14 protein-coding genes are annotated in these 18,702 nt (G+C 59.0%); 10 read left to right on the top strand and 4 right to left on the bottom strand.

All coding sequences use genetic code 11. From position 1 onward, the window contains the following. Window positions 1-3: 3 nt before the first annotated feature. From ASE80_RS05415 to ASE80_RS05400, 4 genes are read left to right on the top strand one after another with little or no spacing between them, the layout of a single operon-like run. The gene (locus ASE80_RS05415; RefSeq protein WP_056857995.1) at window positions 4-813 is read left to right on the top strand and encodes an ABC transporter substrate-binding protein; all 810 of its coding nucleotides are present in this window, start codon (window positions 4-6) and stop codon (window positions 811-813) included. Between the two features lie 12 nt (window positions 814-825). Further along, window positions 826-1,602, top strand: a complete 777-nt coding sequence (locus tag ASE80_RS05410; protein WP_056857994.1) for an amino acid ABC transporter permease — start codon at window positions 826-828, stop codon at window positions 1,600-1,602. Window positions 1,603-1,604: 2 nt separating this feature from the next. After that, on the top strand, window positions 1,605-2,384 hold the full coding sequence (locus tag ASE80_RS05405; RefSeq protein WP_056857993.1) for an amino acid ABC transporter ATP-binding protein: 780 nt from the start codon (window positions 1,605-1,607) through the stop codon (window positions 2,382-2,384). 23 nt (window positions 2,385-2,407) lie between these two features. Next, a complete protein-coding gene (locus ASE80_RS05400) occupies window positions 2,408-4,018 on the top strand; it encodes a gamma-glutamyltransferase family protein (RefSeq protein WP_056857992.1) in 1,611 nt (536 codons plus the stop codon). Between the two features lie 112 nt (window positions 4,019-4,130). Here the strand turns inward: ASE80_RS05400 and ASE80_RS05395 are convergent, their stop codons facing one another. After that, window positions 4,131-5,036: a LysR family transcriptional regulator gene (locus ASE80_RS05395; protein ID WP_056857991.1), complete on the bottom strand. Its 906-nt coding sequence runs from the start codon at window positions 5,034-5,036 to the stop codon at window positions 4,131-4,133. A gap of 96 nt (window positions 5,037-5,132) precedes the next feature. Between ASE80_RS05395 and ASE80_RS05390 the strand changes: the two genes are divergently transcribed. The 6 genes from ASE80_RS05390 to ASE80_RS29815 all read left to right on the top strand — a co-directional run bounded on the left by ASE80_RS05390 (window position 5,133) and on the right by ASE80_RS29815 (window position 16,179). Further along, window positions 5,133-5,924: an SDR family NAD(P)-dependent oxidoreductase gene (locus ASE80_RS05390; RefSeq protein WP_056857990.1), complete on the top strand. Its 792-nt coding sequence runs from the start codon at window positions 5,133-5,135 to the stop codon at window positions 5,922-5,924. Between the two features lie 168 nt (window positions 5,925-6,092). Then, a complete protein-coding gene (locus ASE80_RS05385) occupies window positions 6,093-7,490 on the top strand; it encodes an aspartate aminotransferase family protein (RefSeq protein ID WP_056857989.1) in 1,398 nt (465 codons plus the stop codon). A gap of 72 nt (window positions 7,491-7,562) precedes the next feature. Next, a complete protein-coding gene (locus tag ASE80_RS05380) occupies window positions 7,563-8,930 on the top strand; it encodes a glutamine synthetase family protein (protein ID WP_056857988.1) in 1,368 nt (455 codons plus the stop codon). A 195-nt stretch (window positions 8,931-9,125) separates the two neighbouring features. Beyond that, entirely contained in the window at window positions 9,126-14,321 is a 5,196-nt protein-coding gene (locus ASE80_RS05375) for a dermonecrotic toxin domain-containing protein (protein ID WP_056857987.1), read from the top strand. Between the two features lie 244 nt (window positions 14,322-14,565). Beyond that, window positions 14,566-15,978, top strand: coding sequence for a GABA permease (gene gabP, locus ASE80_RS05370; RefSeq protein ID WP_371920510.1), 1,413 nt, complete (start codon window positions 14,566-14,568; stop codon window positions 15,976-15,978). A gap of 54 nt (window positions 15,979-16,032) precedes the next feature. Then, window positions 16,033-16,179 (top strand): hypothetical protein, encoded by a 147-nt coding sequence (locus ASE80_RS29815; protein ID WP_235593093.1) that lies wholly within the window; start codon window positions 16,033-16,035, stop codon window positions 16,177-16,179. A gap of 85 nt (window positions 16,180-16,264) precedes the next feature. Here the strand turns inward: ASE80_RS29815 and ASE80_RS05365 are convergent, their stop codons facing one another. The 3 genes from ASE80_RS05365 to ASE80_RS05355 all read right to left on the bottom strand — a co-directional run bounded on the left by ASE80_RS05365 (window position 16,265) and on the right by ASE80_RS05355 (window position 18,680). Then, window positions 16,265-17,284, bottom strand: coding sequence for an alpha/beta hydrolase (locus ASE80_RS05365; RefSeq protein WP_056857986.1), 1,020 nt, complete (start codon window positions 17,282-17,284; stop codon window positions 16,265-16,267). A gap of 15 nt (window positions 17,285-17,299) precedes the next feature. After that, on the bottom strand, window positions 17,300-17,755 hold the full coding sequence (locus tag ASE80_RS05360) for a GNAT family N-acetyltransferase (protein WP_056857985.1): 456 nt from the start codon (window positions 17,753-17,755) through the stop codon (window positions 17,300-17,302). Between the two features lie 148 nt (window positions 17,756-17,903). Then, window positions 17,904-18,680, bottom strand: a complete 777-nt coding sequence (locus ASE80_RS05355; RefSeq protein ID WP_056857984.1) for a hypothetical protein — start codon at window positions 18,678-18,680, stop codon at window positions 17,904-17,906. Window positions 18,681-18,702: the final 22 nt, after the last annotated feature.

Genomic DNA, 18,702 nt, shown 5'->3' with positions numbered 1-18,702 from the left:
GTCATGCATAAACAACACCGCGCCTTGCTGGTGGCTGTCACCCTGGGTCTCTGTACACAATGGGCCGGCGCCGCAGTCCAGGTGCCTGAGCGCCTGAAGAGCGTCGACAAACTCACCTATTGCTCGGGGATGGATTCACCGCCCCTGGTGTCCTTCGACGAATCCCAGAAACCGCGTGGGCTCACCGTCGACCTGGGCCTGGAAATCGCCAAGCGCCTGGGCAATAAAACCGTGCAATGGCGGGTCATTCCGTTTTCCGGCCTGGTGCCGGCACTGCTTGCCCAGCAGTGCGACATGATCGTCGACCAGTTGTTCGACAAACCCGAGCGGCGCCAGGTGATCGACATCGTCAACTACATGTATTCCAGCCAGGCGGTGGTGGTGCCCAAGGGCAACCCCAAAGGCATCAAGACCCTGGATGATCTGTCCACGCGCAAGGTGGCGGTGCTCAACGGTTCTACCATCAAGACCCTGCTCGACACCCAGAACGAGAGCCTCGCCAAGGCCGGCAAGCCACCGATGAAACTGGTGGTCTACAACACCGACACCGATGCATTCCAGGCGCTGCGCATCAGCCAGGTCGACGCCTATGGCACCACCGTGGAAACCGCCGGTTACTACGCGGCAATGGCCCCGGAGCTGTTTCAGGAAGGGGTGCCTGCATTCAGCCGCATCCTCACCGGCCTGGGCATGCGCAAGGACGACCCGCAACTGACCGCCGCCGTGCAGCAGATCATCAGCGATATGCGCAGCGACGGCAGCTATGTGCAATTGCTCAACAAATGGCATGTCAGCAGCGACTCACTTGACTGAGGTTCTATCACGATGAATTTCAATTGGGATGTGTTCTGGCAATACCTGCTGCAGCCCAGTGGGGTCTACCTCACCGGGCTGTGGCTGACGTGCCTGATCAGCGTGCTGGCGATGCTGCTCGGCTGTGCGCTGGGCCTGGCGGCGGCGCTGTTGCGCCTGTCGAAGAACCCGCTGCTGCACCTGCCGGTACGCCTTTATGTGTGGCTGATGCGCGGTACGCCGTTGCTGGTGCAGATCGTGTTTTTGTACACCGCACTGGCAGCGGGCGGGATCTTCCGCTTCGAGGACATCGAGCTGTTCGGGCTGATCATCCCCGGCAATATCCAGGCGGCGATCATCGCCCTGGGCCTGAATGAAGGCGCGTACATGGCCGAAATCATCCGCGCCGGCATTGGCGCGGTGGACAAGGGCCAGTACGAAGCCGGGCGTTCCCTGGGCATGGGGTTCGGCAAGCTGATGCGGCGCATCGTGTTGCCCCAGGCATTTCGGGTGATCGTGCCGCCGCTGGGCAATGAGTTCAATGTGATGCTCAAGAACACCACGCTGGTGAGTGTGATCGGCGTGCAGGAGCTGTTGCTCAGCACGCAGATGGTGACCTCGGCGACGTTTCGCGTATTCGAGTTGTACCTGGTCGTCGCGATTTACTTCCTGACCCTGACCACGTTGTGGGGCTTTTTCCAGCGCTGGCTCGAACACCGTTTCGGCCAGTCCGATCGACCTTCGGCGCCACCTCCGGCCGCCAGCCGCATGTTCGGTCGCAGCACCCTTAAACTGCTGAGGGGACGTTAACCATGGCGCACCAAAGTGAAGAGCTGATCATTGACGCACAGGATATCCAGAAGTCGTTCGGCGAGTTGCAGATCCTCAAGGGCATCTCCCTGCAAGTGCGGCGTGGCGAAGTGGTGGTGCTGATCGGCGCCTCCGGCTCCGGCAAGACCACCTTTATCCGCTGCATCAACCTGCTTGAAGACATCCAGGGCGGGCGCATTCGCGTCAACGGCCGCGCCATGGGCTATCGCGAACGCGCCGATGGCAGCCTAGTGCGCGATTCGGAGCGCAACATTGCCCGCCAGCGCCGCGATATCGGCATGGTGTTCCAGCGCTTCAACCTGTTCCCGCACATGACTGCATTGGAAAACATCATCGAAGCGCCAATCCAGGTGCTCGGCGTATCGCGTGCCCAGGCGCTGGAGCAGGCCCGGGGCTTGCTGGCGCGGGTCGGCCTGGCGGACAAGGCCAGCCACTATCCGTCGATGCTCTCCGGCGGCCAGCAGCAGCGGGTGGCGATTGCCCGTGCACTGGCGATGAAACCCCAGGCGATGCTGTTCGACGAACCCACCAGCGCCCTCGACCCGGAAACCGTCGGCGAAGTGCTGCAGGTGATGAAGGAACTGGCCGAGGAGGGCATGACGATGGTGGTGGTCACCCACGAAATGGGCTTTGCCCGTGAAGTGGCCGACCGCGTGGTGGTGCTCGATCAGGGTGAATTGATCGAACAAGGGCCGCCGGAGCAGATTTTCAGCCACCCCAGCCATCCGCGTACCCGGGCGTTTCTCAGCCGCGTGTTATGACCTTTTTTTGAAGAGCCTTTGCCATGTTGAAATTCTCCGCTCACGAATACCCCTATTCCTCGCAACGCCAGAGCGTGTTCGCGCGTCGAGGCATGGTCGCCGCCTCGCAACCGCTGGCATCTCAGGCCGGCATCGAAATCATGCAAAAGGGCGGCAATGCCATTGATGCCGCCATCGCCACCGCCGCTGCGCTGACCGTTGTAGAGCCCACCGGTTGTGGCCTGGGCGGCGATGCCTTTGCGCTGGTGTGGTGCAAGGGGCAGTTGCATGGCCTGAACGGCAATGGCCATGCGCCCGCCGCCTTGAGTATCGAGGCGGTCAAGGCGGCGGGGCATCAACAGATGCCGCTGTACGGCTGGACCTCGGTGACGGTGCCCGGTTGCCCGTCGGCGTGGGCCGAATTGTCCAAACGCTTCGGTAAATTGCCGTTTGCCGATTTGCTGCAGCCGGCCATCAGCCTGGCGCGCGACGGTTTCCCGTTGTCGCCGGTGGTTGCCCATCAATGGCAGATATCCTTGAACGAATTCAGCCCGCACCGCGATGACGTGCTGCAAGCCTGGTTCGACACCTTCCTCATTGACGGGCGCGCGCCTCGGGCAGGCGAGATTTTCCGCAACCCGGCCCAGGCCCGTACCCTGGAAGAACTTGCCGACACCGGCTGCGAAAGCCTGTATCGCGGCGCTCTGGCCGAGCGCCTGGACGCGCATTCGCGCGCCGGCGGTGGTTACCTGCGCGCCAGCGACCTCGAAGGTTATCGAGCGCAGTGGGTGGAGCCGATCCACATCAATTACCGGGGCGTGGATGTTTGGGAAATCCCGCCGAGCGGCCAGGGCCTGGTTGCACTGATGGCGCTGAAGATCCTCGAAGGCTTCAACTTCGATCACCGTGACAGCCAGCAAACCTGGCATCGCCAGCTGGAAGCCATGAAGCTGGCCTACAGCGACGGCCTGCATTACATCACCGACCCTGCGCACATGCGCGTGGCGGTGGCCGACCTGCTGAGTGACGACTACAGCAGCCGTCGCCGTGGCGAGATCGGCGAGCAGGCTCAGCCGCCCAAACCCGGCACCCCCCATGCCAGCGGCACGGTGTACCTGGCGACCGCCGACGCCGAAGGCAATATGGTTTCGTTCATCCAGAGCAACTACCACGGTTTCGGCTCCGGCGTGGTGCTGCCCGACAGCGGCATCGCCTTGCAGAATCGCGGGCAGGAATTCAGCCTCGATGAGTCCCATGCCAATTGCCTGGCACCGGGCAAGAAAACCTTCCACACCATCATTCCGGGTTTTCTCAGCAAGGACGGCGAGGCCCTTGGACCGTTCGGCGTGATGGGCGGTTATATGCAGCCCCAGGGCCATGTGCAGATGGTGATGAACCTGGTGGACTTCGGCCTCAACCCCCAGGCGGCCCTCGACGCACCGCGCTGGCAATGGCTGGGCGACATGAAGGTCGGCATCGAACACGGCGCGTCCCGCGACCTGGTCAATGCGCTGGCGCGACGCGGGCACAAGGTGCAGACCGACAGCGACCTGACCGACTACGGGCGAGGGCAGATCATCCTGCGTGACCCGGCCACCGGCGTGTTGTGCGGCGGCACTGAACCACGGGCGGATTCGCATATCGCGGTTTGGTGAGCGGCTACACAAGCGCTGAGCCAGACGGCTAATAATGACGGAGGGATGAGTTGTTTGATCTTCGCGACGGCGGGTTGGCGCCGCCGCAAGCCTCAATGTGCACGTTGACTCATCAAGTACGACGAGGCTCGCCCTGCGTAATTTCGCGTATCAGGCTCAGGTAACGAAGCGCGCCCAGTCCCAGGGGGCGGTTTTTTATCCAGATGATATCGACCCATAGCCGCATCTGACTCGGCATGTAGTCAAACACCACCTCCGTCAATGCGCCTGAGGTGATGAGAGGGTGTACCAGCGATTTTGGAAGGTAAGCCCAACCCAACCCCTGCTGCACCAGGTCCAGCGTGGCCAGATAATTGTCGCTGTGCCAAATCCGCCGCGACAGCACAACACGTGGGTCAGAGTCTGCAGGCCCTCCTGTGGCAACGATGATCTGCCGAACGTTGACCAGTTGCTCCTCGCTCAAGGGGCTTTTCTTGCCGGCGGCCGCAGGGTGATCTGGAGCAGCAACCGCGACTAACAACTGGCTCCCCGCTTCAAGAAATGTTTCCCGCTCGTCAAGCCCAGGTCGTTCAAATCCAAGTGCCAATTGCACACGCCCTTCATGGAGCATGCGCATTGCCTCCGGATGGGACGCGGAGCGAATCTCGATTTCCAGCGTGGGAAACTCCCTGGCGATAATCGCCAGCGGACGATTCCATACGCCTGTTTGCAACTCCGGCGCCATCGCAAAGACCAGGCGCTCCTCCAACCCCTGATGCAGCTGGAGGGCATGGGCATCCAGCAGGTTTATCTGGCTCGCGACCTGTCGTGCCTGGGGCTCAAGTGCCTTGGCGGCGGCCGTGGGAATAGCTTTGCGAGTTGATCGGTCAAAAAGCAACAAATCCAGCTCTGCTTCAAGCTGCGACACCGCCATGTTAACGGCCGAGGGCACCCGGCCTAATTTTCGCGCCGCCGCCGAAAAGGATCCGCTGTCGATGACCGAGAGGAAAATTTTAAGTGACTCACTGGTAAACGCCATGGGGGTTGTCAGATTTTCTGATGATGATTGTCTTTATGTATCAGATTTATTCGCCTAGTTTCTACTCTCTTTCAAGTTAAATACGTGGGGCACACCATGTTGGGTCAAGAATTGAGAGGGCATGTTGCACTCGTCAGTGGTGCCGGGAGTGAATCCGGGATCGGCATGGCGATTGCCCGCAGGCTGGGTGCATCCGGGGCGAAGTTGATCATCACTGCCAGCAGCAACCGCATTGTGGATCGGGTTAAAGAGCTGCGCCTTGAAGGGTTTGAAGTTGAAGGCAGGCCCACTGATCTTACCGATGAAAGTCAGGTGCGAGACTTCAGCCTCTGGGCAGAGTCAGTCAGGGGGCAGGTCGATATTCTGGTGAACAATGCCGGTATGTCCATGCACGGCAGCCCTGAGATTTTCTCGGAATTGGCGTCGATGGAACTGCATGACTGGAACGTTTCACTGGCCCGAAACCTGACCACTGCCTTTCTGCTGACCCGAGCCGTGTTGCCCGGCATGAAGGCGAGACGTTACGGGCGCATTGTCAATATCAGTTCCACCACGGGCACCCGCGGGAGCAATCCGGGGGAAGCCGCGTATAGCGCCGCCAAGGCCGCGATGGTGGGCATGAACATGGGGCTTGCGCTTGAAGTTGCCAGGCAGGGGATTACCGTCAACAGCGTGGCCCCCGGCTGGATCACCACGGGCTCAACCACCCCCGTTGAGGCCGAGGCAGGGCGCTTCACCCCGATAGGGCGCGCAGGCAGCCCCCGCGAAGTGGCGGCGGCGGTTGCATTTCTGGCATCGCCTGACGCCAGCTACATCACGGGGGAAGTCCTTGTGGTGGATGGCGGGAACTGTCTGGTCGAGAACAAGGCCCCTCACGGCGATTATTAAGTTTGAATACGTTCCAGCGCGCTCAATCCAAGATAGTGGGCGGGGGCTATAACCGAGATTTATAACAGCGCGATGTATCAAGGAACAGTTGAGTTCTTTGAGCCGTATCCGGCTGTCATTGAGCAACGAACTTTTAATTAATTTGATAATTAACATGGGGTATTGATCATGTCGAAAAGTGGAATCAGTGAATCAGCGATTGCTGCTTTTACCGCCTCCGAGCGTGCCCGGTTTATACAAAACAACCCCACTTCACTGGCGCTGGCCGAGCGCGCCAAGGCGAATCTGTTCAACGGTGTGCCCATGCACTGGATGAGCGATTGGTCGATGCCTTCGCCGCTCTTCGTCCAGCGTGCCAAAGGTGCGCGCTTCACCGACGTTGACGGGCATGAATACATCGACTTTTGCCTCGGCGACACCGGCACGATGTTTGGTCATTCACCTGATCCTGTTGCCCGCGCCATAGCCGAACAGGCGAACAATGGCTTGACCACGATGCTGCCGGGCGAAGACGCGGTGGTCTGCGGTGAGTTGCTGGCTGAGCGATTCGAGCTGCCTTACTGGCAAGTGACCGCCAATGCGACCGATGCCAACCGTTATGTGCTGCGCTGGGCGCGCGCTATCACCCGCCGCAAGGTCTTGCTGGTGTTCGATGGCTGCTACCACGGCACCGTGGATGACGTGATGGTGCGCTACCGCGACGGCAAAACAGTGCACCGTTCAGGTCTTGTGGGCCAAGCCTACGACTTGAGCCAATACAGTCGATCCATCCCCTTCAACGATGTCGCCGCACTGGAGGCGGCGTTAGCTCAGGGTGACGTGTGCGCGCTGATGTGCGAGCCGGCAATGACGAACATTGGCATGGTCCTGCCGGATCCGGGGTTCATGCAAACGTGTCGAGAGCTGACCCTTAAATATGGCAGCCTGTTGGTCATTGATGAGACCCACACTATTTCCACCGGCCTCGGTGGATGCACGCGCCAGTGGGATTTGAAACCCGACTTTTTTGTGGTGGGTAAACCCATTGCAGGTGGCGTGCCTTGCGCGGTGTTTGGCGTTAGCGAGCCAATCGCCTCGGCCATGCGCGACGTCCAGAAGGCCATCAGCGAGGAGAGCGGCGGGCATGGCCACAGTGGCATGGGAACGACGCTGTCGGCCAACGCACTGGCGATGCGCTGCATGCGCGTCAGTCTCGAAGAGGTCATGACCGAGTCTGCCTACGAGCACATGCTGGCGCTGGCCTCAAGGTTGGCCCAGGGGTTTCGAGGTTTGTTCAAGCGGCACCAGCTGAACTGGTCGGTAACAGAGTTGGGCGCGCGTTGTGAATTTCAATTCTGTGCCACACCGCCAAGAACAGGCGCGCAAGCCGAGGCGGCTTTTCACGACAGCCTCCAAATGGCGCTGCATCTCTATCTGATCAATCGCGGAATTCTGATCACGCCTTTTCACAACATGACCCTGTGCTGCCCGCAGACACGTGACGCGGATATCGACAGGCTGATCGCTGAGTTGGATAACGCGCTGACCACGCTGCTTGCCCTGCCTGGCGCGCGGGTTATTGCTTGATAACGGCACGTCTGAAAACGCCATTGTTCTTAAATATTGCCAGTCGCTTGAATGAGCGCCAAGAGGTTTGACATGCAATTTGCGGATAAAAAAGAGGCCCTGGATTATCTGGCCGCCCACCCTGAAGTGCTGAGCATCGAGTTGTTCCTTATCGACGCGAATGGCGTTCCACGGGGCAAACTGTTGCATCGCGACGAACTGCTGGCGATCTACGAAAATGGTCGGCCATTGCCCAGTTCCATTCTCGCCTTGACCGTGCAGGGTGAAGACGTAGAAGACACCGGCTTGGTCTGGGAGGTTGCCGACGCCGATTGTTGGACATACCCGTTGGCGGGAAGCCTGACCTTGCAACCCTGGCGCACCAACCCCACCGGTCAAGTGCAGGTGAGCATGCACCCGACCCAAGGTATTCCCGCCGCACCGGCGGACCCGCGCCACGTACTGGTGAACACCATCGAGCGGCTGAAAGCCGATGGATTGCATCCGGTCATGGCGGTTGAGTTGGAGTTTTACCTGCTGGACCGACAACGCGACGTCAACGGTCGGCCGCAGCCGGCGTTGCAGGCCAATGGCGTACGCCCTGTTGCACCACAGGTTTATGGCGTCTACGAGCTGGAGCAGCTGCAACCGTTTCTGGATGACCTCTACGCGGCGTGCGCGCTGCAGGGCTTGCCGGTACGTACGGCGATATCCGAGTACGCGCCAGGCCAGGTCGAGTTGACGCTGGAGCATCGGTTCGACGCACTCCAGGCCATTGATGAAGGCGTACGTTACAAACGCCTGGTCAAGGGTGTGGCCAACAAACATGGGCTGCAAGCGTGCTTTATGGCCAAGCCATTCAGCGATCAGGCCGGCAGCGGTATGCACCTGCACGTCAGCCTTGCCGACGAGCACGGCAATAACCTGTATGCGAGCGAAGACCCACAGGGCACGCCACTGTTGCGGCACTCCATCGGCGGGATGATGGAGACCTTGTTTGACTCGCTGGCGATATTTTGCCCCCACGCCAATTCCTATCGACGCTTCCAGACCGGTAGTTACGCGCCGCTGGCTAAAAGTTGGGGCGTCAACAACCGTACCGTTTCGTTCCGCGTGCCCGGCGGCCCTGCCATCAGTCGGCACATCGAACACCGCATTTGCGGCGCCGATGCCAACCCCTATCTCGCCGCTGCCGCGTTACTGGCGGGCATTCACTACGGCATCACGCATCAAAGCGATCCCGGCGCGGCGATTGTGGGCAATGGCTATGAACAGGCGACCGATTTTCTACCCACCGACTGGCTGACAGCGTTGCAGGCACTGCAACGTTCAACCTGGGCGCGTGAGGCGCTGGGCGCTGAGTTCCTGAAGGTGTTCCTGGCGATCAAGTGGCGCGAGTTCCGTCAATTCAATGCTGAAATCGGAGAACAGGACTGGCGCTGGTACCTCACTCACGCATAAAGGTTGGCACGCCAGGCTTTACTGAGGGCGATACCGGTACGTTATTGAGCGCACTTGCGCGTTTGCGGGGTGCAGGCGAGCGATGCGTCGAGCATTCCACTGGAGCATGACGCACTGGTGCATATGTAGCCCCTCGGCTGAAACTTGAAACGCCAGAGTGATCTTCAGCAGCCAATCCGGCCCGGAGAACACTCAATGAGCACTGACGCCTCACCGTATTTTTTCAGCGAAACCCAAACCGATCGCACGCAGCTAAGCGAGCGCCAACGCGCTCGCAATTTTACCCTCAAGGACCTTGACTGGTTCGACTCGGTCTATCTGGCCACCGATGCTTTGCGGCGGGCACAAAAAGTGCCGATGCACGTGCAAACCCTGAAACTGAAGGTGCTCGGTCAATCGGCGATTGAATTGGCGGGCGCATTCGTCATGAGCCCCGCCCCGGAAGGCGGGGTTGTTCTCTATACACCCGCTCGTGGTCTGGAAAAACTGGAAAGCCATGAAACACTCAAGACGCAACTGAAGTCGTGGCTCAAAGACTCGTCACAGCGCCAGGCGTTGCTTGATTACCTTTCCATCTCCCAGCAAGTAACCCTGACGCCTACTGCTACCCTGACGATTACCGCACAGACCGTGGCTGGCGCTGTCTTCGAAGCACAACATACGACCCTCTCCAATAACCTGCTCGAAAATGCGCGCTTGATGCGCGAGGAGCTGCTCAAGCTGCCCAGTTTCACTGCTCTGCTGGATGAATACATTTCCTCCAAGTTGGCGCAGTCTTTTACGGGTGTGGATCAGCGCCAAATCCAGGTGCAGAGTTATGTCATCGACGCCTCCAGCGAATCAGGCAATGCTGATTCACCCACGTCCCGACACACGACCACCCGCTCCTTGAGCGAAACTGTGCTCAGGTATTTCGTCGCCAATGGCTGGCCTGCGGGTGAAACCCGGCGCTACTACAACCCCCAGCAGCCTGCTCAAGAGGCTGATGATCAGTTGCGTTGGGATGTGTCAGTCCAAGGATTGGCCCGGGGCTTGAAAGCCTATATGAAGCAACAGCCCAAGACTTTTTGGGCGCTGCCGGCTGCCACCGGGGGCTCACGGCTACAACTTTTTACCCATGCCATGGCCAATGCCTTTTCCACGGCGGCGCTGGAGCAACAACAACACACTCAACCTGCGATTACGGTTGAGCAGCGTCTGCAACTGCAGGCCTTGCCGCTCAAGGCTGCGCTGCCCGCGACAACGCTTGCTCCTGCGGTTGATGTTGAAAAGGCATTGCTGAGTGAGCCTGAACAGGCCCCCGCCGAGCTGGCAGGCACGCTGATCATCAGCAGTAACAAAAGCGACGATGGCTCGCCCTGGCTGCTCTATACACCTCAACAAGGCCTGCAATCGTTTACCGAGCTGGGAGCACTCAAAACCCACCTTCTTGATGGTCTCAACTCCCGGCAGCATGCCGATGCCTGGAGAAAGCACCTGGCCAGGCCGGAACGCTATAACGAAGTCGACCTGCTGGCCTGCGACGTCACCAAAGGCCCCATCACCGGGGTTATTTTCCAACGCATCATGGAGGGCATCATTGAGAAACAAGGTCGCAACCTTGAATACGCCCTCGATCAGTATCGCCTGAGCCAGGGCACGATGGACCTCGACGCCCTGGTCGACCATGTGCTGGATGTGCGTGACATGATTGACCCAAAAATACTGACCTTCGAACCCATGGGGCGTTGGAGTACCCAGTTGGCAGAGACCTGGACTGCGACGGCGACTGAACCCAGGGTTCCACCCACGCTTGCTGCAATGCGCACAACGGTGCATTTACTCGAAAACGTCACTGCCGAAATCGAACAACACCTGGCGTTTCGCCCCTCGCTGGAGCGTTCCGTTATCACCTTTCTCAATACCAAACTGCACGCTATCAAGCAGCAACACTTGCAGGCTGCGTGCCTCTCGGTACGCCAATACCGCAACCCGTCGAGTAACACCGGCAAGCCTGAACTGCTGTCATCGAGCAGTATGGTCGACTATTTTCTGGCGCGTTTATGTGGCGAAGCGGGCCCACTTATTGATTCGCTGAACACCCACGTTTACTCAACGGCGCCTGACAAACCTGCCACCAGGATCTCGGGCATCGACGCCGCCACCTTCAATACGCTGATCAACAGTGCAGTCGCTGGGTTTAAACAGTACCTGCGTAGAACCCACGGCGTGTCCCCCAACCTGCAGCCCTTGCTGAGAAAGGCAATGGAGATGGGCTTGACAGGGGAAGTGCAAGTCAGGCTTTGGAACAACGCTTTATTGCCCCTCGACTACGAAGTGCTGTTGACCGTGTTAGGTATTTACGCCAGAGACTTACGCCCTGGCGTCAACGGGTTCCGCCCTGATGCGTTTGCTTTGCAGGTCGTACCGACTGGGCAGAATACGCCGCTGGTACTCAATAACTGTTTCGTGCTGACCGAGCGCGGCGGGCTTGATTCTCGATATTCCGGCCGCACCCTGCTGTGGACGCCCGCGTTGGGCCTGGAAACGTTCTACTCGTTAAATGACTTCAAAGCAGAGATGGATCGACGCCTGGCAATCCCCAACGAGCGACAGGCTTTCCTGGCGAACCTGGCGCCACCGGACTGGGATGCACAACCGAGCTATGCATTCAGCGCCCTTGAACTGATCGAAGACAACCTCGTCGAGCACTTGCAACGAACCTACGCTCAACAAAAAGACCGTGAACTGGCGCACATCCTGTCCATGCAGTTGTCGGCCGAACAGTTGCGTAAGCTCTGGCAGGTTCAAGCCATACAAAGCCTGGCGCCCACCAACGTGCAGCGTGCCAAGGACATGGTCGAAGCCATGATCCTGCGACAGGGTTTGCAATGGTTGGGCAAAGCCTGTGCAGTGGATCAACAGCTCTACGTCGAATTGCTGGAGCAGTACCGAAACACTGTCACCGACAATCAGGATTACCTGCACGGGATCGACTCACTGGCGCAGTTCACGCACAAGAAGCTCAGCGCTTTACTCAAGGACCTTGACGTTCAGGACAGCGTCACACCCGATGAAGTCGAAGTCGGGTTACCGGCGCAGGGCAGTACGCCTGCCCGCAACCAATCCCTGCTGGACTATGCATTGAGTCACCAGTCGTACTGGAAGGATGAGGTGCCCCTCTTCGCCAGCACCGGTACAACGCCGTTGCCATCCACCCTGAAAGCGCAGACGCTGAAAACGCGGATACAGGCGTTGAACATCAACGCGGCTTACCAAACGTACCTGAAATCCTTCCTGGGTCCTGCCAGCCCGGACTTTGAGCAACGTTCTACGCGATTCGCCAAGCAACTGCCGTGGCAATTGATGCAATACGCTCACGGCATGAGGTTGCAAGACCAGCTTTCACCGACGGCCTTCGGGTTCATTCAACAGATCATGGACATGCCCGATGCGATCGCCCGTGCGACAGTGGTGGGTGCCAACGCCATGATCCGCCCTCTGGAACTGTTGGTCGATGACGGGAAGAAAACCATCAAGATTCCCGGGGCTTATTTGATCGGTTCCGCCTCCGGTGACGAGGGGCCTCAAGTCCTGTATGCCCCCTATAGCCCAGGCTACACCCTCAAGGAATATACCGTTGAGGCTGCACTATGTGCGGAGTTGACAGCCTGCGGCGCATTACAGCGTTGGGTTCGGCAGGTGATCCCGGCCGTTGACCTTGCAGCACTGACAATCGCCATGGAGCAACCCCAGGCCAGCACCGCCCTTCAGCTGGCAAGCAACCCCATCAACGCTGCGTTGTTCAAACAGCTGTTCACCGACAATGTCGAGCTGCTGACAACGCTGCTGGGTTGCCAAAAAGCCGCTGATGCAGGCAGTGCCTGGGATACGGCCAAGGCCGTGTTCTCTGAAGGCGTGCAGGCGGCCACTGTATTTTTTGCCGGCAAACTGGCCTACCCCTTGGTGGTCTGGCAGAGCTATAAACTGTTCAAGGCTTCTGCCGAAGAGCTGCAAAGCCACCAATGGCATGAGGCACTGGGTCATTTCATCCATGGTGTTGCCTTGCTGGCCGGTTTGAGCGATTCCATGCTTCCCGTATCAGACGGCGGCATGTCCCCGGCACCCGAGCCGATCCCGCCGCCTTCCACACCTGCGACCTCTGTGGTGTCCTGGCCCGCGCTGGACATTACCGCTGCGTCCCGCACCCGGCTCCAGCGTTTCGAAGTCCTTGAGCCGAGCTTGGCCAACCTGATCAAAGACACCTCACTCAACCTTTACCGATCGACCTCCAACCATTACTACGCGGCGGTGGCAGGGAAAGTGTTCGAAGTCATCAAGCATGGGCTGGGTTGGCGCATCATCGGTGATGGCGAAGTCGGTCCCGAGGTACAGAGAAACCCTCGACAACAGTGGATGCTCAGTAGCGCAGGCCCAGTGCTGACGGGGCGACGGGCAATTGCACGATTAATTAATCGCTTCTACTCCGAGCCCTATGCGCGCTCCAGCATGAATGTATTGGCCAGCGGGATGCGCGAGATACGAGCGCTTTACGCTCGGGAATCCTGGGTTATCACCGATGCACTTGCCTTGGCGACGTTTTATGCAAAGAACGCCCAGGAAAATTTGCGCCTGATCGCACAAACACCCCTTGCCGCACCTGAGCTCGTCAAACAGATCAAAACGTTTTTCAGCTTGCAGACGCTCGAGGTCGAACACCTGGAAAAAATTCAGGAGATCGTCGATAAGGTCTGCAGCGCGTTGATGGAACCCTCACTGACCTCCTGGGACTCAACGCGATTTGTCATTGGCCGTTCGCGGTTGCCGGCTATTCAGGGCGGACACACGTTGATGGCCTTTACGATTGTCCCCGACCCCCTTCAACTGGTGTACTTGACTGAGGTGTTTTTCAATCCAGGTCTGAACTACGGTCATTTGTTGACAAAACCGTTCTATGTCAGCGTCCACGCCCGTGCGACGACGCTCATTCACGAAATCACTCATCATGTATGTGAGACGCTGGACTTGGCTTACGTGCATTCAACCCATCCCTTTGATGACCTGATTGATCCCCAAACGCCTGAGGGCCGTAACACTAAAGTAACCCTGGAAAACCGCCATCTTTCAAGGCTGTCGCTCAATACCCCGACCCATGAGTTGTTCCAGGTTGTCGATATTGCAACCGGCCTTAAAACAGACCCTGCACAGGGCACGTCAACCCAGCATGTGCTCGACAGGCTGCTCGCCGTTACCGGCACCCAAACCCTCGCCGATGCCCGGCGAGTTTTCCGTACCAATGCGCTTAAACGCATCCTTACGGTACTTAACAACGCCGACTCCGTCGCCTACCTGATTGCACAATTGGGGCGTCGAAAAGAGATACCTGTTGGCCTGATCAGCAATTCCCCCTGATTCGCTATGCCCATGACTGCAGCGTCAGGCCTGCTTCTGCACAAGAGGCGGAGCAGAGGTTCGCGCGTGTTGCAGGCATCCCGCCTGACTGGGCGCACTGCATGTCGATATCAGGCGCTTGTGTGCCGCTATGAGGCTATTTTGGCGCTGGGAAGGCCGCGTATTGTGACCCGTCATTGGAAAATGATGATCGCCTGACCCTCTAGTCAGTACGTCTTAACGTCGATCAAAGAGAACAATAAGAATGATCAACAGCCCAAGTTCGAAGGATGCAAGCGGCCAGCTGGCGCAGGGTTTCAAGCCGCGTCACGTCACCATGCTCTCCATTGCAGGGATTATCGGCGCAGGGTTGTTTGTCGGGTCTGGGCACGCCATTGCGGCGGCGGGCCCGGCGGTGATGCTGGCCTACCTGTTTTCCGGCCTGCTGGTGGTGCTGGTAATGCGAATGTTGGGAGAGATGGCGGTCGCCAACCCCGACACAGGCTCCTTCTCCACCTATGCCGATCAAGCCATCGGCCGCTGGGCCGGGTTCACGATCGGCTGGCTTTACTGGTGGTTCTGGGTGCTTGTGATTCCCATCGAAGCATTGGCCGCCGGGCATATTCTCAACCAGTGGTTCCCGCAGATCGACGCTTGGCTGTTTGCCTTGTTGTCGATCTTTTTGTTGGTGGTGACCAACTTGTTCAGTGTGTCCAAGTACGGCGAATTCGAGTTCTGGTTCGCGATGGCCAAGGTGGTGGCGATCATAGGTTTTATCGGCCTGGGGGGCGCGGTGTTGATGGGCTGGATTCCCGAACGGGAGGCCAGCGGTTTGAGTCGACTGATGGATGAGCATGGAGGCTTTGCGCCTAATGGTTTGTCGGCCGTCGTCGGCGCATTCATTACCATCATGTTCAGTTTTATCGGCACTGAAGCCGTCACCATTGCGGCTGCGGAGTCCAGCAACCCGGCGCAGAATATCGCCCGGGCGACACGTTCGGTGATGTGGCGCATCGGCGTGTTTTACGTGTTATCGATCTTCGTGGTTATTTCCGTGGTGCCATGGAATGACCCGTTGCTGGCGTCGGTCGGCTCTTATCAGCGTGCACTGGAGATGATGAACATTCCCCATGCCAAGCTGCTGGTGGATGTCGTCGTGTTGATTGCGGTGGCCAGTTGCATGAACTCCTCCATCTACATTGCTTCGCGCATGTTGTATTCACTGGGCAAGCGTGGGGACGCGCCGGCCTTGATGAAAAAGACCTCGGCACAGAGTGTGCCCAGGGCTGCTGTGATTGCCAGCACCATTCTGGGCGCTGGCGTGACCTTGCTCAGTTACTTCATGCCGGCTGGGCTGTTCCAGTTTTTGCTGGCCAGTTCGGGCGCCATCGCCTTGCTGGTGTACCTGGTGATCGCCGTTTCACAATTGCGCATGCGCAAGGTATTGCAACAGCGCAATATTCTGCTGACGTTCAAAATGTGGCTGTTTCCCTGGCTCACCTGGGCGGTAATTGTATTTATCTGTTGTGCATTGGCGGTGATGCTTTTAACCCCCGAGCATCGCTTCGAGGTGTCTTCGACGATCGGCCTGGCCTTGCTGATTTCACTGATCGGCGTCATCACCGCGCGGGAGCCCCACCCTGTACAAAAAACGATTCCCGCCGTCTCGCGCCCATGAAAGCACGGCCGGCGCACTGTTATTGGCTTATCCAGGGGTGAGTGAGTGGGTGGATTGATCGCAAGTCTCGGGCTGCGTCCGTTGGATGTCGGCAGCCTGCAGATGGCCCAGTCGCTCGAGTGGCTCGGTCTGATGATGATCGGCCTGGCTAAAAACGGCGCCGACACCTGGGACATCGCCATGAATGTCGATATCGGCTGAATCACCTCAGGCTGTCTAACGAGTGGTTTTGTGCCTGCGATTTACGTAATAGACGGTTCGGTGTCTTTTTTCGTTTTCTCGACCGTCACCTGAGTTTTCTACCCAGCAGCCAAGTGCCTATAGCCTCAACCAGTTCCGCCTTGCACTCCACCGGCAACCAATGCCCGCCGGACAAGCTGGTTACGCTGAGGTCTGCGCAAGCCGCACGCATGGGGTCGCCCAACCGGTTGCCCTTGATGGTATTCATCGGGTCGTAGTCGCCGTTCACAAACAGCACGGGCAATGACAGGCGGCCACCATCGGGCGCTCGGTGCGCATAGTCGATATTGGCATCGTCGTTCAGATACCACGCGCAGGGCGCGCGGAAACCATGGGCTTCGAAACTGCGTACCAGTGCAGCGAAGTCCGCCTGCGGCCATAGCGCCCGGTCGGGTTGGGTGGGCGGCGCCCGATGCGCCTCGCCAAACCTCCCACCTTTGCGGGTCACTTCGGCATTTGACGCCACCTTGGTGATGTTCGCCGGGTCGCCGCGCCGATAAATCGAGGCCAGCGATGCGGCTTTATCCGCATCAAGATCAGCGACGGCAGACGCAAAGTGCGTGTTGTAGTAGCGGTAGTAATCCCATTGACCGTCAGGGTACTGGTCTACCGGATAGAGCGTGCGGTCCACCAGCGGGACGAGCGTGGGCAGTGCATTGGTGCTCGGGAAGTACGGCACCGACACCAGCACCACGCCACGGCTGCGCTGCGGTTGATGGGCGGCCAGTTCACCTGCCACCACGCTACCCCAATCATGGCCGACCCAAATGGCGGGTGCGCCACCGAGATGGTCATGCAGCTCTGCCATGTCGGCCACGATGTGTTCAAGGGTGTAGGCGTTGGTGTCTGAGGGCGCAGAGGAGCCACCATAGCCGCGCATGTCGGGTGCGACGCAGTGCCAGCCTTGGGCCGCGAACGCTTCGATTTGCGCGCGCCAGATCAGGCTGAGCTCGGGCCAGCCGTGCAGAAATATCATCAACGGCCCATCGGCCGGGCCCGACTCCAGATAGTGCGTGGTATGGCGGGGCGTGTGGAAAATCCGCGAAGTCAATGTGAATGTGGACAAAGGAAATCCTCCTGATTAGCGCACGAACTTTACATAGACCAACTCAGGGTCATGCTCATCAAGGTTCTCGATTCGCCCGCTCGGTATAAACCCGGCCTTGGCGAGCATGGCTTGGGACGCCAGGTTGGAGGCGTTGGTTGACGCAAACAACTTGGGCGTTTTGCACAACGCTTCTGCGCCCGCCAATAATTGCAGCGCCAGACCCTGGCGTTGATGCGTCGGCGACACGACCACCAGCGCAACAAAGTCGTAGCTGAAAAACTCATCAGTCAACACCAGGTAGCCCGCACATTCACCGGCAGTGACGACGACCAGGCATCGTTGGCCAATCACCGCGTCATGGATAAACACGCGCCGATGAGCGTGGGCTGTGGCGTAGGCGTCCAACTCCACCAGGGCGCGTACGTCATCAGGCGTGGCCTGGCGGATCAGCCGGTTTTCAGGGGCCGGCGGGTGTCGGTCTTGGGCCATTGGAATCACCGTTGGGGCGAATGGGTAAGGTATTAGTGTTGAAGGCGTTTGCAGTGTTCAAAAAAAGAACAGCGGGCACGTGCATCAGCAGCATACAGCCAGCGCTGGCCGTGAGTGCCTCCTTGGCCAGCGCTTTGCTGTCAGCGTGTCAAGCGCCAGGCCTGACGCGGAATGCCAGGAAGACCGGGCCGGCAGGGAAGGTACTGACTTCCAGCTCATCGAGGGGATTGAGTGTTTGTGTTCGCACCCCTGCGTTGCTGTAGAGCGTGTGGCTGCCCGATGCCGCAATGTTGATCTTGCCGGCAGCCGCCTGGATCAGCGTGGCCTTGAACCCTTCAGTCACATCGTCACCCAGGGTGAGTGTGACGTCAGTGTTGCTGATCACAAGGATCGACTTGCCTGAATCGGCCATGGTCAAAGGCCTGCTGGCCGTGATCGAGGCACTGGTGTGCACGTGGCCGCCGGCGTGGTAGCTGACCATCCTGGGGTCGGCGAAGATACGCGCGAAGGCGCCGACATAGTTGACACTGGCGCGCATGTCATCGAACTGTTCCAGCACATAGGTGCCGATGCTGCCGGAGACGTCCGTGCCGGGGTCCAGCGCCCATTTGCGCCCGACCATCAGCCCGATCCGGGTGTTGGCACGTACACCGGCGCGTAGCTCTTCGAGAAACAGTGTGCTGATCTGGCCGCCGCCTTTGCCCTGGGCATAGGTAAACCGGGCAATGGAGTGGCTATCGCCCGTAGGGCTGCCCTGGGAGGTATCGACCTGGTAGTCGATGTAGTCTGCCGAGACGATGGTGCTGGTGGTGTTGGCGTTAGGCGCCCAGGTGAAATCCAGGACCCTGCCGGTTTTGATCTGCTCCTGCGAGACGGTGGCCTGGGTGGTTGTGGTAGAGCCTGACTGCTGCAAGTCGTCATTCATGATACTCATCCTTAAGTAATGT

It is taken from the genome of Pseudomonas sp. Leaf15 (assembly GCF_001421425.1).
Taxonomy (GTDB): domain Bacteria; phylum Pseudomonadota; class Gammaproteobacteria; order Pseudomonadales; family Pseudomonadaceae; genus Aquipseudomonas; species Aquipseudomonas salomonii.
Note: the sequence above shows the minus strand (reverse complement) of the source record. Positions and strands in the feature narration are given on the sequence as shown.

Excerpts from the sequence above, each read along its gene's own strand:
- ASE80_RS05385 (WP_056857989.1), top strand. The coding sequence starts at position 6,093 with ATGTCGAAAAGTGGAATCAGTGAATCAGCGATTGCTGCTTTTACCGCC.
- ASE80_RS05405 (WP_056857993.1), top strand. The coding sequence starts at position 1,605 with ATGGCGCACCAAAGTGAAGAGCTGATCATTGACGCACAGGATATCCAG.
- ASE80_RS05395 (WP_056857991.1), bottom strand. The coding sequence starts at position 5,036 with ATGGCGTTTACCAGTGAGTCACTTAAAATTTTCCTCTCGGTCATCGAC.
- ASE80_RS05410 (WP_056857994.1), top strand. The coding sequence starts at position 826 with ATGAATTTCAATTGGGATGTGTTCTGGCAATACCTGCTGCAGCCCAGT.
- ASE80_RS05390 (WP_056857990.1), top strand. The coding sequence starts at position 5,133 with ATGTTGGGTCAAGAATTGAGAGGGCATGTTGCACTCGTCAGTGGTGCC.
- ASE80_RS05355 (WP_056857984.1), bottom strand. The coding sequence starts at position 18,680 with ATGAATGACGACTTGCAGCAGTCAGGCTCTACCACAACCACCCAGGCC.
- ASE80_RS05400 (WP_056857992.1), top strand. The coding sequence starts at position 2,408 with ATGTTGAAATTCTCCGCTCACGAATACCCCTATTCCTCGCAACGCCAG.
- ASE80_RS05375 (WP_056857987.1), top strand. The coding sequence starts at position 9,126 with ATGAGCACTGACGCCTCACCGTATTTTTTCAGCGAAACCCAAACCGAT.
- ASE80_RS05380 (WP_056857988.1), top strand. The coding sequence starts at position 7,563 with ATGCAATTTGCGGATAAAAAAGAGGCCCTGGATTATCTGGCCGCCCAC.
- ASE80_RS05415 (WP_056857995.1), top strand. The coding sequence starts at position 4 with ATGCATAAACAACACCGCGCCTTGCTGGTGGCTGTCACCCTGGGTCTC.
- gabP (WP_371920510.1), top strand. The coding sequence starts at position 14,566 with ATGATCAACAGCCCAAGTTCGAAGGATGCAAGCGGCCAGCTGGCGCAG.
- ASE80_RS05360 (WP_056857985.1), bottom strand. The coding sequence starts at position 17,755 with ATGGCCCAAGACCGACACCCGCCGGCCCCTGAAAACCGGCTGATCCGC.